The sequence below is a fragment of the Nocardia sp. NPDC051990 genome (genome assembly GCF_040680755.1).
Taxonomy (GTDB): domain Bacteria; phylum Actinomycetota; class Actinomycetes; order Mycobacteriales; family Mycobacteriaceae; genus Nocardia.
Genome location: NZ_JBFAXH010000009.1, coordinates 1 through 14,448 on the forward strand (window position 1 = coordinate 1; position 14,448 = coordinate 14,448).

Consider the following 14,448-nt stretch of genomic DNA (forward strand, 5'->3'; position numbering starts at 1 on the left):
TCCTGACTCCAAAGTCGTTGCGCCCGTGGACAACCCCGCCGACAGATCCCTAAACAGCGACTATCCGCAACAAGCTCTCAATCAGCAGCCGGAGCATCCAGCGCGGCGGGGCAGCCAGTCCTCTCGAGCCTCGACCGAAGCAAAAACCCATCAGCTACACCCCACCGCTCTGGGCATCCAGGGCACCAACCCCAGACACCTACAAACTTAGGGAAGACCCATGTCCCTCGCGGAGTTGCGCAGCCAGATGTTGCGCCGCAAACCCCTCGAGCAGATCGAGGAGGAGACCGGGCCCGCAGACGAGCAACTGAAGCGGTCACTCGGACTGTGGCAGCTCACGGCGATCGGTGTCGGCGGCATCATCGGTGCGGGCATTTTCGCCCTGGCCGGTTCGGTCGCACATTCCGTCACGGGCCCGTCGGTGCTCATCTCGTTCCTGATCGCCGGTGTCGCAAGCGCCTGCGCGGCGCTGTGCTACGCGGAATTCGCCGGGATGGTTCCGAAAGCAGGATCCGCGTACACCTACGGCTATGTCTCGCTGGGCGAGATCGTGGGCTGGTTCATCGGCTGGGATCTGCTGCTCGAGTACATCGCGGTGGCAGCGGTGGTCGCGATCGGTGTCTCCGGATACTTCAAGTTCCTCCTGGGCCAAGTCGATATCACGCTGCCGGATTGGATGATGGGCGCGTACGGCACCGGAAACGGTCGCGTGATCGACGTGTTCGCGGTGCTGTTCTGTCTGGGCACCGCGTGGTTGCTCTCGCGGGGCATCAAGAGCGTCGGCCGCTTCGAGACGGTCGCCGTCGGCATCAAGGTCGCATTGGTCGTGCTGATCATCGTGCTCGGCGTCTTCCATATCGACAGCTCCAACTACACCCCGTACTTCCCGTTCGGTGTGGGCGCGGTGTGGACCGGTGCGGCAACAGTCTTCTTCGCGGTCTTCGGCTATGACGCGATGAGCACCGCCGCCGAGGAATCCATCGACGGCAAGAAACATCTCCCCAAGGCCATCATCTACTCGCTGGCCATCGCCATGGTGCTGTACGTGCTGGCCACGCTGGTGCTGACCGGTATGCAGAAATACACCGAGATCAGCCCGACCAGCGGTTTCTCCACCGCCTTCGAATCGGTCGGCATGCCGGGCGTCGCGAATATCATCGCGATCGGCGCCATCGTCGGCATTGTCACCGTGGTGCTCACCTTCATGCTCGGTGTGACCCGCGTGTGGTTCGCGATGAGCCGCGACGGACTGCTGCCGGAGTGGTTCGCCAAGACCCATCCGGTCCGCAAGGTGCCGACCCGGGTCACCTGGATCGTCGGCATCGGATCCGCAATCATGGCGGGTCTGCTGGATATCACCGTGGTCGCGGAGCTGACGAATATCGGCATCCTGATGGCCTTCATCGTGGTCTCCGTCGCGGTAATGGTGCTGCGCCGGACCCGCCCCGATGAGCCACGCGCATTCAAGTTGCCGCTCATGCCGGTGGTGCCACTGGTAGGCATCGGCTTCTCGATCTACCTGATCTGGTCGCTGCCGTGGGAGACCTGGCTGCGCTTCGCGGTATGGCTGGTGATCGGCCTCGCCGTGTATTTCGGATACTCGCGGATGCATTCCAAGCTGGAGCGCGGCGGGAACGTCACACTGGCGCAGTAGGCGATCGAGACGGTCTCGGACAGCTCGCGGACGGTCGATGTGGTTGTCCACCAAACGATTGTGCGCGATTGTTCGAGGCCAGGCCCGGCCGCAGCACGAGCCCTTGTCGTCAGATCTAAACCGACAGCGGCGCTTGCGGTCTCGGCGAAACCAGCCGCAGAGCTCACCGCAATACCGAGTGATCGGTCCAGGCAACAGCGCGTAGCGGAAATGAACCCATTCCGCGCACCGGCGCCGGCAGTGCCACCAGTCTGGCGCCGACGTCGGGAACCGCGTCCAGGTTCGTCATCTGCTCGATGATCGGGATTCCCGCACCCAGCAGTGTGTGATGACACGGCCGCGTCGGCAAGGACGTGTCATCGATATCGAGCGAGTCGATGCCGACCAGCGCCACATTGGCGGCGACCAGCGCGTCCGCGACCTCACCGACCAAGTACGGATGCTCGGGGTCCCGATACGCCGACGAACCCCACCGCGCCGACCATCCGGTGTGCATGAGCACCGCCTTGCCCCATAGCCGCGCCGGGTCGCCGAGCACATCCGGTCCCACGGCGCGGATTCCCACCGCACGGATCATGATGATCGGCACATTGAGCAGCCGTTCCAACGGCAGCTCGGCGATATCGGCGCCATCGGCATGGAAGTGGCGGGGCGCGTCGATGAATGTCCCCGTGTTGCCGACGGTATCCACGCGCGCAATCTCGTAGGTCATATCGACCAGCGCCGACCGGTCACGCGCAATATGTGTGGTGACTCGCGGTCCGGGCAGCCCGGGATAGGTGAGCATGCCGGCCGAGATCGGATGAGACAGCTCAACTATCGCCTTGCTCATGCTGAAGACCGTACTCGCCGATCCCACGGCACGCGGCGAGCTACCGCACACCCGTGCCACGCACATCACGCGCGCAGGCCACGCTCCAACATGGATTGCCGCAATCCAGGTTCGAACTACGGGCGCGGCCAGGGACGACCGAGACAACGCTCGATATCGACATTGAATCGCTGCAGGTAATCGGCGAAGGCGGCCGCGTCCTGCGGTGACCAGTCCGCCAGAATCGCCGCCAAGGTTCGATCGATTCGCCGTGTTCGCGATCGAGTTGCCGTTCGCCTTCGGCGGTAATGCGGAATTTGCGGGCCATGCCGCCATCCGGATCCGGGATGCGTTCCACCACGCCGTCGCGCACCATGGCCGCGGTCCGCCGGTTCAGCGTCGACACGTCCTGACCCACCGCCTGACTCAGCTGCCCGATCGTCATCGGACCCTGGAGGCGACATTCCTTCTATTGCTCTGCGAGGATGACTCCTGACCGACATGCCCCGATGCCTAATCCTGATCCTGTGGCCTTCCTCGATATTGTCCACGGCGGCACTGAGCATCCGAATTGGATTGTGGTGGAGTGGAATTCGTCAGAATACGTTCACGCGAGGGAGCCATCGCGGTAACGATGACGGCGGCTACGTCCGGGAGGAGGATACGGACTGGCCACCAATGTGTTCAGCGTCAGTACTAGCGGTCAGGGTCGAGGAGGGGCCAGGCGAATCAAAACCGGCGTACTGGCCACGAAAGGATGACGACACTGAGGTACTGCCACGGTTGCAGGATATTCGGCCACCACGCAGGCGGACGCCGATTCGACGGCCGCCGTGGGTGGGATGACCACTATGTCGACGAATGCTCCAACTCGTGTCGCACAGGAATTTCGGGGAATTCCTTCAGAATCTCGAGACGGCGCGATGCATCACGACGCTGCGGGCCTTCAGAATTCGTCGGGACAACCGCACGAACCTCTGGTGTGCAGTACCGCTTCGAGATTCACCACTCCGGGACGGGGCGTGTGGTCGTCGAGTTGTTGTAGCAGCAGATCGACCGCGGTTTGGCCCATGCGGCGGGTGGGCTGGACCACGGTGGTCAGCCCGGGGCGGGTGTAGCGGGAGTACTCGATGCCATCGAAGGCGACCACAGCGAGATCGTCGGGTACCCGCAGCCCAGCATCGTAGGCGGCGCGCAGCATACCCATCGCCTGCAGGTCGCTGGTCACGAAAACCGCTGTGGGGCGGCAGGATTCGGCCATTATATCGGCAAGTGCGCGGTAGCCCGCTGCGCCGCCGAAATCGGTTCGCACGATGTGCCCTTCGGCAAGTCCGGCGGCCGCCAACGCATTTCGGTAACCCTGCACGCGGTCCTCTGCGGTGGACACGTGCGGGCCGCTGAGGCAGGCGATTTCGCGGTGCCCGTGTTCGATGAGATGGGCGACGGCCCGCTCCGCGCCCGCGACCGAATCGCACATGACATGTGCGCAACGCGCCGGATCGATGACGCGGTCCACCGCCACCAGCACCATGCCCGCCTCCTCGCACGCATCGGCGATGCCGGTCTCCCAGGACGACGAAATCGCGAGCAGCCCTTCAACTCTGCGATCAATGAAGCTGCGCACATAGGCGCGTTCGCGTTCCTCGTCACCGGCGGCATTACCGACGAACAGCGGATACCCCCGCGCGAAAGCGGCCGCCTCGATAACCGCGGACAGCTCGGCGAAGAACGGGTTCGCGCCGTCCGGAATCACCAGACCCAGCGCATGTCCACGGTTCATGCGCAGGCTGCGCGCCGACATATTGGGCCGGTAACCGAGCTCGGCGATAGCGGCCTCGATCCGCGCCTTGGTCGCGGGCGCGACCTGCCGCGGCCCGCCGTTGAGCACATAGCTCACCAGCGCCGGCGAGGTGCCGGCCAGCCGCGCCACGTCGGCTCGTGTGACTGCCATCCGAAATCTCTCCTTGCTCCGACCGTCCATCCAAGCACTCCGCACAAGCACTTGACAGCCGGTGACTCCGGTCACACACTACTCATCAACTCGCGTTGATCAACACGAGTTGATATTAGAGATAGGTCGAACTCACGATGAATGCTCGTTTCAGGCGTGCAATGGCGCCGCTTGTCCTCATCGGCGCGCTCGCTGCCGCTGCCTGCGGCCGCGGTGGACAGGACGGGAGCGACGGCGATTTCAAGATCGCGATCGTCACCCGGAACTTCACCAACCCCTACTGGGCGGCATTGCGCGACGGCGCCCTCGCGGTTGATCATCAGCCATGATCTGGCGCAGGTCATGCGGGTCTGTGACAATGTGGTGGTGTTGCGGCGCGGCAGATCCGTTGCGGCACATCGGATCGACGAGGTGAACGGCGACCGGCTGGTCGCACTCATCACCGGTGCGGCGCCTGGCAATCTGGAGGTCACCACGACCGGAGCCGACCTGGGCGAGCGAATCATCGACGCAGCACCTCCGGTCGCGACGGAGCCGAGCGTCAGCGAGGTGGAGTCGTGACCGTTGTCGTCCTCGGCTCGGTCAACCAGGACATCGTCTGTGAAGTGGAACAGCTGCCGCGGCCCGGCGAAACGGTGCTGGCACTGCGCTCACGAACCAATCTGGGCGGCAAGGGTTCCAATCAGGCCGTCGCGGCGGCGCGGGCGGGCGGCCGGGTCGAATTCATCGGCAGAATCGGCCGGGATGCCGATCCCGGACTGCGGAAATCGTTGCGCGGGTATGGTGTCGAGCTCACCGCGCTGCGCGAGGTGCCGGATGCGCGGACCGGCACGGCCTACATCACTGTCGCCGACGGTGAGAACCAGATCGTGGTCGATCCCGGCGCCAACTTCCGCTGGGAGCCCGAACCCGAACTCGACACCATGACCGAGGCCGACTTGCTGCGCTCAGCGGAAGTCGTTGTCGCACAGTTGGAAGTGCCGCCGAACGTGGTCGAATGGGCCGCACGGCGGGCGCGCAGGTTCGTCCTCAACGCGGCTCCGGCGACGGCGCTGCCGGATGCGCTGCTGCGCCGCTGCCACCCGCTGATCGTCAACGAATCCGAGCTGTCGGCATTGACCGGGAACACCGCGCGGACACCCGAGCAGGCATTCCACCTGGCCCGTTCGCTGTGCCTGCGCGGGGTGGAATCCGTCGTGGCCACCTTGGGTGCCGCCGGGTCGGTCTGGGCGCACCGCTGCGATGCGCCCGCGCCCGTTTCTGGTGGGTATCAGGCTGCACCACAAGTGAATTCGGTGGATTCTACCGGCGCGGGCGATGCCTTCGTCGGTGCGCTGGCCGCCGCACTCGCCGACGGTATGCCACTCGGCGCCGCCGTGGCCTACGCCACCGCGGCCGGGGCGCTCGCCGTCCAGACACCGGGAACCCACGCCTCCTACCCCACCGGGGACCAGATCGTCGCCGCGTTCGCGGCCATCCCCGCCGCCCGGCCACTCGACTGACCCCTCTTCGAGAAGGAAACGCACTGTGCGTACCAGCGGACTCATTCACGCCGAATTACTCGCGGCGCTCACGGCGCTGCGCCATACCGACCTCTTCGCCGTCAGCGACTCCGGTCTGCCGACACCCGTCGGCGTGCCGGTCATCGACCTGGGCATCAGCTACGGATTCCCTCGGTTCGAGCCGATCCTCGACCTGATCCTCGAGGAAGTCACCGTCGAAGCGGCCTGGGGCAGCCGCGCCGTCGCGGAGCAGAATCCGGAGGCCGCGGCCTTGCTCAGCCGCCGCCTGAACGCGGAGTTGATCGACCACGACGACTTCAAACAGCGCATCGGGGCCTGCCGGTTCGTGGTGCGCACCGGTGAAGCCCGGCCGTATGCCAATGTGTTGCTGCGGGCCAGAGTGCCTTGGTTGTAGCGTCGGAAATATTGGTTATCTGCGATATTGAACCCAGCGCACGCGCGGCCCGTATCGTTTGCCGGAATGGTCAGTTGACTAACCACTGTCCTGGTGCTCGGATTATGACTGATTCCACAGGTCACGCCAGCTTGGTGACTGCTCGCAGCTCGCGCGAAACAACACAGCAGGTGGGTCGGGAGGAGCGGTAGAGATGGATCTTCGCGAGGTCGTATCCGCGGGTGTGTGGGAGCAGCGGCAGTTACTGGGCCAAGGGGTGCTGACGGCCCGTGAACTGATCCAGGCCACGCTCGACGGGATCGAACAGGCCGGCGAGCTCAATGCCTTCACTCGCGTACTGCACGACCAAGCCATCGCCGAAGCCATCGAACGGGATCGGCAGGACGTCACGGAGCGCGGACCGCTGCACGGCGTCCCGATCGCGGTGAAGGACGAGATCGACGTGGCGGGCGTCCCGACCACCTTCGGCACCCGCGCCAACCTCACCCCGGCGATCGCCGATGCCGAGGTGGTGCGGCGGCTGCGGGCGGCGGGTGCGGTCATCGTCGGCAAGACCACGATGCCGGAGTTCGGGCAGTGGCCCTACACCGAATCCACAACCTACGGACTGACCCGCAATCCGTGGGATCCGACCCGCTCGACCGGCGGCTCCAGCGGTGGTTCCGCCGCGGCGGTCGCGGCGGGGCTGGTGCCCGCCGCGCTCGGCGGTGACGGCGGCGGCTCGATCCGGATTCCCTCCGCCTGCTGTGGACTCTTCGGCCTGAAGCCCCAGCGCGGGCGGGTGCCGAACGCACCGAACGCACACCTGTGGTGGTCGTTGGGCGTCATCGGCCCGCTCACCCGAAGCGTGCTGGATTCGGCGATCGTGTACGACGCCATCCGCGGCGCCACCCCGGTCGACCGCTTCCACGCCCCCGATCCGGTGCAGTCGTTCGAGGAGGCAGCGCGGCGCGCGCCGACCGGCCTGCGCATCGGCTACAGCACGAAATCACAGACGATGCTCGCGAAAGCGGTGCCCGAACATGTGCGCGCGGTGCACGACACCGCCGAACTCCTTGCCCAACTGGGCCATACGGTCTTCGAGATCGATCCGCACTATCCCGATTTCACCTTCGCCTTCTATCCGCAGTACTACGGCGGTGTGCGGGCGGAGATCCCGTCCATCGACCATCCGGAACGGCTCGAACACCGTACTCGCCAAACCCTCATGCTCGGCTCCTGGGCACGTCGGCCGGTCGTCGAATGGGCCATGCGTCGCGGTGCGACCGTGGCGCGCAAGGCCGAACGCATCTTCGGCAACTGCGATCTGCTGCTGACCCCCACCATCGCGCACCGCCCGCCGCAGGTCGGCGTCCTCGACAATGCGAATACCATCCGCGCACAAATCGCCTCGATCCCCATGATCGCCTTTACCCTGTTCTGGAATGTGACCGGACATCCCGCCGCCTCGCTCCCCGCGGGCATCGCGGCCGACGGGCTCCCGCTTGCGGTCCAACTGGTCGCACCGACGAATGGCGAGACCACCATCCTGTCCGTCGCCGCCCAACTCGAACAGATCCGCCCGCACCCTCGCCCCGCATAGCCGGAAAGCCCCTGCCTCCGGGGCCATTGTCGATAAAATTCAGCCCGGAGGTGATGTGGGAGTGACAAGCGTGTTGCTGATCACCGAAGACGCGGCCGAAGATCTGGAGGTCATGTACCCGTACCAGCGGCTGCTCGAGGAGGGGTACGAGGTACAGGTGGCCGCCCCGACCGCCAAGAAGCTGCAGTTCGTCGTGCACGACTTCGTCGACGGTTTCGATACCTATACCGAGAAACCCGGACACACCTGGCCCGCCGATATCGCGCTGGCCGATGTCGATCCGAGTCGGTACGCGGCGTTGGTCCTGCCCGGCGGACGGGCCCCGGAGTATCTGCGCGGCGATGCGCAGTGCCGCAGGGTCGTCAAACATTTCGTCGACGAGGACAAACCGATCGCGGCGCTGTGCCACGGTCCGTTGATTCTGCTTGCCGTCGGCGCGCTGAACGGTCGGTCGTCGAGCGCCTATCCGGCGTTGGCGCCGGACCTGAATGCCGTAGGCGCACAGTGGGAAGACAGTCCGGCATATGTCGACGGCAATATCGTGACAGGTCGCGCCTGGCCGGACCATCCGCAGTGGATGCGCGCCTTCCTGGAGGTATTGCGCGCTCAAGCGCCGGCGCCGATTCGGTAAGCCCTGGCAGCCCATCTCCCGGCTACGACGCACCGCACGATTTCAACTACCTCGTCGAGCGCAACGTTCCGGCACGCACGACGAGGGCGGCCGACTGATCTGCACCGAGGTCGACGACGACACGCGGGTCACCTGGACCACCGCCGGCGAAGCGCGCCTGCCTTCGCCGCCGCCTGGTTCACCTGCGTGCTCGCCGAACTCGCCCTGCGCTCCTACGGCAAGGTGCGCGACGCCGCCGAATCCGCACTGGCCCAAGGGAATCGGTAGCCGACGGCGTCGCACACCCAGCGATCAGCGGTCCCGCGGGCCGAGTGTCAGGAAGGCAAGACCGAGTGCAAGGACGGCCAACCCACACCACGATACGATCGGCAACCGCTCACCGACCACGACCACGCCGAGCACCGCGGCTACGGCGGGTTCGGCGAGCGTCAATGTCGTCGCCACCTGCGCGGTCGTATGCCGCAGACCGTAACCGAACAGGCGGTAGGCGACGAAGGTGGTGAACACCGCCAAGTGCAGCGCCACCGCGATGCCACGACCGGTGTACAGCCAGGATGTGTTGGTGCACAACATAACCGGCAGCACGAGCAATCCGGCCATGCCGAACATCGTGCCCATCACCGCATTCGACGAACGGCCGTACGCGATGAGCCGGCCGCCGATCAGCGAATAGACGGCGTAGGTGAGTCCACCGAATGCGGCGAGCACGATGCCGATCAGGTCGACCGGCGCAGTCCCGCCCGTCACCTCGGGCCCGAGGACAAGCACCGCACAGCCGAGTACCGCCGCCGCGGTGGCGCCGACCCACCGCCGGGTCGGCTTACCCTCCCCGGCAACCCAGGCCAATAGCCCGGCGAAAACCGGCGCACTGCCGAGCGCGATCACCGTGGCAACGGCCACCCCCGTCCGCGCCACGGCCGGATAGAAGGTGACCGGATATCCCGCCACCGCCAGTGCTCCGACAACAACCAACCACCACTCACCGCGCGTGCACCGCAACCGCTTACCGGTGGACAAGAACAACAACAACCCACCGAGCACCAACCCGGCGGATCCGATCGCCGCGGCGGGCGCACCCGCGGGAGCCAAGGAACTGGTGGTTCCGGTGGTCCCCCACAGCACCGCCGCGGTCAGGATGGGAACCGAACCGCTGAACCACTGAACACCCGAGTGCCCAACCGCAACAACAGATTTGATCTCAGACAAGGCCATGCACTTCCGTCATCGAATTCGATAGGGATTCGAAACGGGCGCACGACATCACCCCAAGACTGCCTGCAAGAACAGCCCGGACCGCGAATCAGAAATTCAGCAGGTGCGCCCGATCAGGCGCACGGCGGCGGCGTGACAGCATGCCAGTAGATATCCACGCGACGATCCTAGCGCAACGACCGGCCATGGATCGAATGATCTTCGATAGAGTTGGGCCGGTGAGGAAGATTGATTCACCGATCGGACCGGCGGTCGGTGCCGCGCGGACGCCCCCGCGTCCGGCGGTGCAACTGGACGATATCGACCGGATACTGCTCGATCAGCTCGCACGGGACGGGCGGATGACCAATAGCGCGCTCGCCGATGTCGCAGGTATCGCGCCTTCGACCTGCCTGGGGCGGGTGCGGTCGCTGGTGGAGCGCGGTGTGATTCGCGGATTCCACGCCGATATCGATCCGGCGGCGCTCGGCCGGAATCTACAGGCCATGATCGCGGTTCGGGTGCATGCCAACGCACGTCCGCACCTCGCCGAGTTCGGCGAGCAATTGGCCGAGCTCGATGAGGTGCTGAATGTGTATTTCATCGCTGGCGCCGACGACTATCTGATCCATGTCGCCACGGCAGACACCGAGGGACTTCGGGTCTTCGTACTGCAACATCTGAGCGCACATCGGGCGGTCGCCTCCACCGAGACGATCCTCATCTTCGAGCACGTACGCCCCAGAACCAGCCCGATGGCTTAGCTCACCCACCCCGCCGGCTGCCACCCCGTTAGGCCGCAAGCGTCTCGGCGGCGTAATTGTGTGCGGCCGCAACGGATTCGGACAGCAGGTGGCCACGGTGCGTGCTCAGACCGGCGGCCAGGCCCTGGTCCGCTGCGACCGCATCGCGCCAGCCGCGCTCGGCGATCGAAATCGCGTACGGCAGTGTGGCATTGGTGAGTGCCACGGTCGAGGTGTACGGTACCGCGCCGGGCATATTGGCGACGCAGTAGAAGACAGAATTGTGTACCCGATAGATCGGCTCGGCGTGCGTGGTCGGCCGCGAATCCGCGAAGCAACCGCCCTGATCGATGGCGATATCGACCAGCACCGAACCCGGCTTCATCTGTGCGACAAGGTCATTGGACACCAGCGTCGGCGCCTTCGCGCCGGGGACCAGCACCGCGCCGATCACCAGATCCGCCTCTCGGACCAGACTCTCCACCTCGAAGCTGTTGGAGATGATGGTCCGTACCTGACCGCGGCACTGTTCGTCCAGCGCACGCAGGCGCGCGATATTCAGATCCAATACTGTCACGTCGGCGTGCATGCCGACCGCGACGGCGATCGCGTTGCTCCCCGAAACACCGCCGCCCAATACGACCACCTTGGCCGGACGCGTACCCGGCACACCGCCCATCAGCACGCCGCGGCCACCGCCGCTGCGCATCAGGTGATACGCACCGGCCTGCGACGCGAGCCGCCCCGCGACCTCGCTCATCGGCGCGAGCAGCGGCAGCGATCCGTCCTTCCCAGTGACGGTCTCGTAGGCGATCGAGGTGATCCCGGAGTTCAGCAGGGCATCGGTGCACTCCTTGGATGCCGCCAGATGCAGGTAGGTGAACAGCAATTGCCCGGTCCGCATGCGCGAATACTCCTCGGCCACAGGCTCTTTCACCTTGAGCACCATTTCCGCCGTGCCCCAGACCTCGTCCGCGGTATCCAGCACCCGCGCCCCGACGGCCGCGTACGCCATATCCTCGAACGCCGAGCCCTGACCGGCACCGGCCTCGATGTATACCTCGTGTCCGCGCGAAACCAGCTCGTGCGCACCCGCGGGGGTACACGCGACCCGGTATTCATGGTTCTTGACCTCGCGGGGAATTCCGATCTTCATCAACACTCCTGTACGTCGATCCGACGGGATCAGCGATATGCGATCGTTCGATCTCCTGAGTGTTAGTATGAAGATAATGCAAGATCAGCTCCATATCGGTGAAGATAGTTCTCTAGATAGCCGGTTGAGCATGTCGAAATTCATTTTCGAGGATCTGCTGGACTGCCGATCCGAAACATATTCGACGCCCGGGACTAATGCTTCGGGATCTGGCCGATGGCCCACTCGGCCCACTCCTGATTCATCGCATAGAAGCGCCTACCCCACTCCATCGCGATGCGGCCGTAGACGGACAGGTCGTCATCGCCCCAATCGATCGACGCCTCGAGCGCGGCCAGTTCGGCCGCGGCATTCGCGGATCCGGTTTCGATATCGGACAGGTAGTCACGGGCATACGCTCGGGAAACCGCGCCGAGGAAGAAGACGCGCAACAGCATTTCGTTGCGTGCCACGCGTTTCGGCTTGGTCGTGGTGAGCCACTCCCGCAGATCCGCCAGGCCGGCATCGGTGATCGTGTATTCCTTGCGCCCGCGGGGCCCCTCGTCCGATACCGCGATCGAGCCCGCGTCGGCGAGTTTGGTGAGTTCGGTATAGATCTGACTCTGGGTCGCAGGCCAGACATTGGCCAGCGACACCTTGAATCGTTGCAGCAGGTCATAGCCGCTGGCGGGACGATCGGCCAGCAGTCCGAGCAGGGCATACCGCAGACTCATGCCACCACCTTACCTTCCACTATTGACATGTCGAAAGAGCAGCCTCTAACTTAGACATGTCACAAATGGAATATCGAGGAGTTCTCGGACATGTCGTATCTGCGCACTTTCGCCCCATGGATCGTCTTCGCGGTGATCCCGTCGCAGTACTGGCAATGGGCCGCGCTCGCCGCCTTCGGCGTCTCGGTTCTCGGCATCGCCCAGCAGATCCGGGCCGGTCAGCGCATGGAGGCGATGGCCATCGATATCGGCTCGGTCGTCTTCTTCGCGGCATTGACCGTACTCGCCTTCGCCGATCCGAACAGCGCCCTGCACCCCTACATCCCGGCGCTGTCCTCCGGCGTGCTCGCGGTGGTCGCGGGCGTCTCGCTGGCCGTGCGCACGCCGTTCACGTTGCCGATCGCCAAACAGACCACGCCGCAGGAGCTTTGGGATCACCCGGTCTTCATCCGCACGGCATATGTCATCACCTCGGTGTGGACCGCGAGTTTCGTCATCGGCTGCGTCACGCTGGCCGCGCTCGCACACTCGGCGTCGGGTGTGCGCACCATCGTGCAGATGCTCGCCTTCGCCCTTCCGGTGCTCTTCACCATCCGCTATGTCGCCTACATCCAGGCGAAGGCGAACTCACTCGACCCGTCCGCATCCTGAACAGATCGGTTCTCATCATGACCACCTCCGTACCGCACCTCACCGGCAACTACGCGCCGGTCACCGAAGAGCTCACTGCCTACGAATTACCGGTCACTGGAGTGATTCCGGCCGAACTGACCGGCTGGTATCTGCGCAACGGCCCGAATCCGCACGCCGCAGCCTCTGCGCACTGGTTTCTCGGCGACGGCATGGTGCACGGCGTCCGGCTGGAACAGGGTCGCGCGGTCTCGTACCGCAACCGGTGGATCCGCACGTCCACCTTCACCGATGGTGCTCAGCTCCGCGGTGCCGACGGCAACGTCGATCTCACCGCCGGACTCGCCAATACCCACGTCATCCGGCACGCCGGACGCACCCTGGCACTCGTCGAATCGTCGTATCCGTACGAATTGACCTGCGAGCTGGATACCATCGGCCCCTACGACTTCGACGGCAAGCTGCGCACCGCCATGACCGCGCACCCCAAGACCTGCCCGACCACCGGCGAACTGCACTTCTTCGGCTACGCCTACACCGCGCCCTATCTGACCTACCATCGCGCGGACGCCGCGGGCAATCTGCTGGTCAGCCACCCGATCGAGGTACCGGCCGCGACCATGCACCACGACTTCAATCTCACCGCCGCGCATGTCGTATTCATGGATCTGCCGGTGGTTTTCGATCTCGAAACCGCGAAATCCGGTGGCGGCATGCCGTTTCGGTGGCGCGACGACTACGCGGCCCGACTCGGAGTGCTGCGCCGGGACGACCCGCACGGCGCGATCCGATGGTTCCCGATCGATCCATGCTACGTCTTCCACACGCTCAACGCCCACGACGAGCCCGGCCGGATCGTGCTGCACGTAATCCGCTATCCCAGTCTGTGGCGGCAGGATTCGGACATTCCCGAGCATGCCGCGCTCTGGCGCTGGACCATCGATCTGGTCACCGGCGCCGTCACCGAGGATCAGCTCGACGATCGCGACGCCGAATTCCCGCGCATCGACGACCGGCTCGCTGGTCTGGATTCCCGCTTCGGCCATGCCACCGTCACCGGAGACAGCGGCGCATTGCTGCGCTATGACCTGCACACCGGCACCAGCACGGCACACGAATTCGGTCCGGGCCGCATTCCGGCCGAGGCCGCCTTCGCACCCGCGGACGACAGCCCCGGCGGCGACGGTTATCTCATGACCTACGTCTACAACGCCGACAGCGACCGGAGCGATCTCGTCATCGTCGACGCGTCCGAGCTGGCCGCGCCACCACTGGCGACCATTCACCTACCCGCTCGGGTGCCCTACGGATTCCACGGAAACTGGCTCGCCGACACATGATTTCAGCCGTTGACGGTGAGCACCAGTTCGCCGGTCGAGGTGCGACCGTCCATCAACCGGTGCGCCACTGATCTGAATCGCCCGCATAACCCCACACTCCATTAGACGCACCGACCAGATAGCTCTAGT

At 65.0% G+C, this 14,448-nt stretch carries 15 protein-coding genes and 1 pseudogene; 9 read left to right on the forward strand and 7 right to left on the reverse strand.

Going from position 1 to position 14,448, the window contains the following annotated elements; genetic code table 11:
- Positions 1-220: 220 nt before the first annotated feature.
- On the forward strand, positions 221-1,654 hold the full coding sequence (locus tag AB0L63_RS18415; RefSeq protein ID WP_364501927.1) for an amino acid permease: 1,434 nt from the start codon (positions 221-223) through the stop codon (positions 1,652-1,654).
- Positions 1,655-1,817: 163 nt separating this feature from the next.
- Here AB0L63_RS18415 and AB0L63_RS18420 read toward each other — a convergent pair whose 3' ends face one another.
- From AB0L63_RS18420 to AB0L63_RS18435, 4 genes and pseudogenes are all read right to left on the reverse strand, one after another.
- Positions 1,818-2,486 carry a cyclase family protein gene (locus tag AB0L63_RS18420; RefSeq protein WP_364501930.1) on the reverse strand — a complete coding sequence of 223 codons (669 nt, stop codon included), beginning with the start codon at positions 2,484-2,486 and terminating at the stop codon, positions 1,818-1,820.
- A gap of 376 nt (positions 2,487-2,862) precedes the next feature.
- A pseudogene (locus AB0L63_RS18425) lies at positions 2,863-2,910 on the reverse strand (hypothetical protein); the annotation flags it as partial.
- A 501-nt stretch (positions 2,911-3,411) separates the two neighbouring features.
- Entirely contained in the window at positions 3,412-4,416 is a 1,005-nt protein-coding gene (locus AB0L63_RS18430; RefSeq protein WP_364501932.1) for a LacI family DNA-binding transcriptional regulator, read from the reverse strand.
- Between the two features lie 71 nt (positions 4,417-4,487).
- A complete protein-coding gene (locus tag AB0L63_RS18435) occupies positions 4,488-4,736 on the reverse strand; it encodes a hypothetical protein (RefSeq protein WP_364501935.1) in 249 nt (82 codons plus the stop codon).
- Between AB0L63_RS18435 and AB0L63_RS18440 the strand changes: the two genes are divergently transcribed.
- From AB0L63_RS18440 to AB0L63_RS18460, 5 genes are all read left to right on the forward strand, one after another.
- Positions 4,729-4,977, forward strand: a complete 249-nt coding sequence (locus tag AB0L63_RS18440) for a hypothetical protein (RefSeq protein WP_364501938.1) — start codon at positions 4,729-4,731, stop codon at positions 4,975-4,977. The genes AB0L63_RS18435 and AB0L63_RS18440 overlap by 8 nt on opposite strands.
- Positions 4,974-5,918, forward strand: a complete 945-nt coding sequence (locus tag AB0L63_RS18445) for a ribokinase (protein ID WP_364501941.1) — start codon at positions 4,974-4,976, stop codon at positions 5,916-5,918. Before AB0L63_RS18440 ends, AB0L63_RS18445 begins: the two co-directional genes overlap by 4 nt.
- Positions 5,919-5,943: 25 nt before the next feature.
- Positions 5,944-6,333, forward strand: coding sequence for a D-ribose pyranase (rbsD, locus tag AB0L63_RS18450; RefSeq protein WP_364501943.1), 390 nt, complete (start codon positions 5,944-5,946; stop codon positions 6,331-6,333).
- A 193-nt stretch (positions 6,334-6,526) separates the two neighbouring features.
- Positions 6,527-7,915: an amidase gene (locus tag AB0L63_RS18455; protein ID WP_364501945.1), complete on the forward strand. Its 1,389-nt coding sequence runs from the start codon at positions 6,527-6,529 to the stop codon at positions 7,913-7,915.
- Positions 7,916-7,976: 61 nt separating this feature from the next.
- Complete coding sequence (locus tag AB0L63_RS18460; RefSeq protein ID WP_364501948.1) at positions 7,977-8,546, forward strand: DJ-1/PfpI family protein; 570 nt, start codon at positions 7,977-7,979, stop codon at positions 8,544-8,546.
- A gap of 291 nt (positions 8,547-8,837) precedes the next feature.
- Here the strand turns inward: AB0L63_RS18460 and AB0L63_RS18465 are convergent, their stop codons facing one another.
- Positions 8,838-9,752 (reverse strand): EamA family transporter, encoded by a 915-nt coding sequence (locus AB0L63_RS18465; protein ID WP_364501951.1) that lies wholly within the window; start codon positions 9,750-9,752, stop codon positions 8,838-8,840.
- A 245-nt stretch (positions 9,753-9,997) separates the two neighbouring features.
- Here AB0L63_RS18465 and AB0L63_RS18470 point away from each other — a divergent pair, with 245 nt between their 5' ends.
- The gene (locus tag AB0L63_RS18470) at positions 9,998-10,501 is read left to right on the forward strand and encodes an Lrp/AsnC family transcriptional regulator (protein WP_364502462.1); all 504 of its coding nucleotides are present in this window, start codon (positions 9,998-10,000) and stop codon (positions 10,499-10,501) included.
- Between the two features lie 28 nt (positions 10,502-10,529).
- Here the strand turns inward: AB0L63_RS18470 and ald are convergent, their stop codons facing one another.
- A complete protein-coding gene (gene ald / locus AB0L63_RS18475) occupies positions 10,530-11,636 on the reverse strand; it encodes an alanine dehydrogenase (RefSeq protein ID WP_364501953.1) in 1,107 nt (368 codons plus the stop codon).
- Positions 11,637-11,830: 194 nt separating this feature from the next.
- Entirely contained in the window at positions 11,831-12,349 is a 519-nt protein-coding gene (locus tag AB0L63_RS18480) for a PadR family transcriptional regulator (protein ID WP_364501956.1), read from the reverse strand.
- 90 nt (positions 12,350-12,439) lie between these two features.
- On the opposite strand from AB0L63_RS18480, the gene AB0L63_RS18485 reads away from it, so the two are divergent.
- Complete coding sequence (locus tag AB0L63_RS18485) at positions 12,440-13,000, forward strand: hypothetical protein (protein WP_364501959.1); 561 nt, start codon at positions 12,440-12,442, stop codon at positions 12,998-13,000.
- A 17-nt stretch (positions 13,001-13,017) separates the two neighbouring features.
- Positions 13,018-14,319: a carotenoid oxygenase family protein gene (locus AB0L63_RS18490; RefSeq protein ID WP_364501962.1), complete on the forward strand. Its 1,302-nt coding sequence runs from the start codon at positions 13,018-13,020 to the stop codon at positions 14,317-14,319.
- The last annotated feature ends 129 nt before the right edge of the window (positions 14,320-14,448 follow it).

Excerpts from the sequence above, each read along its gene's own strand:
- AB0L63_RS18415 (WP_364501927.1), top strand. The coding sequence starts at position 221 with ATGTCCCTCGCGGAGTTGCGCAGCCAGATGTTGCGCCGCAAACCCCTC.
- AB0L63_RS18420 (WP_364501930.1), bottom strand. The coding sequence starts at position 2,486 with ATGAGCAAGGCGATAGTTGAGCTGTCTCATCCGATCTCGGCCGGCATG.
- AB0L63_RS18430 (WP_364501932.1), bottom strand. The coding sequence starts at position 4,416 with ATGGCAGTCACACGAGCCGACGTGGCGCGGCTGGCCGGCACCTCGCCG.
- AB0L63_RS18435 (WP_364501935.1), bottom strand. The coding sequence starts at position 4,736 with ATGATCAACCGCGAGGGCGCCGTCGCGCAATGCCGCCCAGTAGGGGTT.
- AB0L63_RS18455 (WP_364501945.1), top strand. The coding sequence starts at position 6,527 with ATGGATCTTCGCGAGGTCGTATCCGCGGGTGTGTGGGAGCAGCGGCAG.
- ald (WP_364501953.1), bottom strand. The coding sequence starts at position 11,636 with ATGAAGATCGGAATTCCCCGCGAGGTCAAGAACCATGAATACCGGGTC.
- AB0L63_RS18480 (WP_364501956.1), bottom strand. The coding sequence starts at position 12,349 with ATGAGTCTGCGGTATGCCCTGCTCGGACTGCTGGCCGATCGTCCCGCC.
- AB0L63_RS18485 (WP_364501959.1), top strand. The coding sequence starts at position 12,440 with ATGTCGTATCTGCGCACTTTCGCCCCATGGATCGTCTTCGCGGTGATC.
- AB0L63_RS18490 (WP_364501962.1), top strand. The coding sequence starts at position 13,018 with ATGACCACCTCCGTACCGCACCTCACCGGCAACTACGCGCCGGTCACC.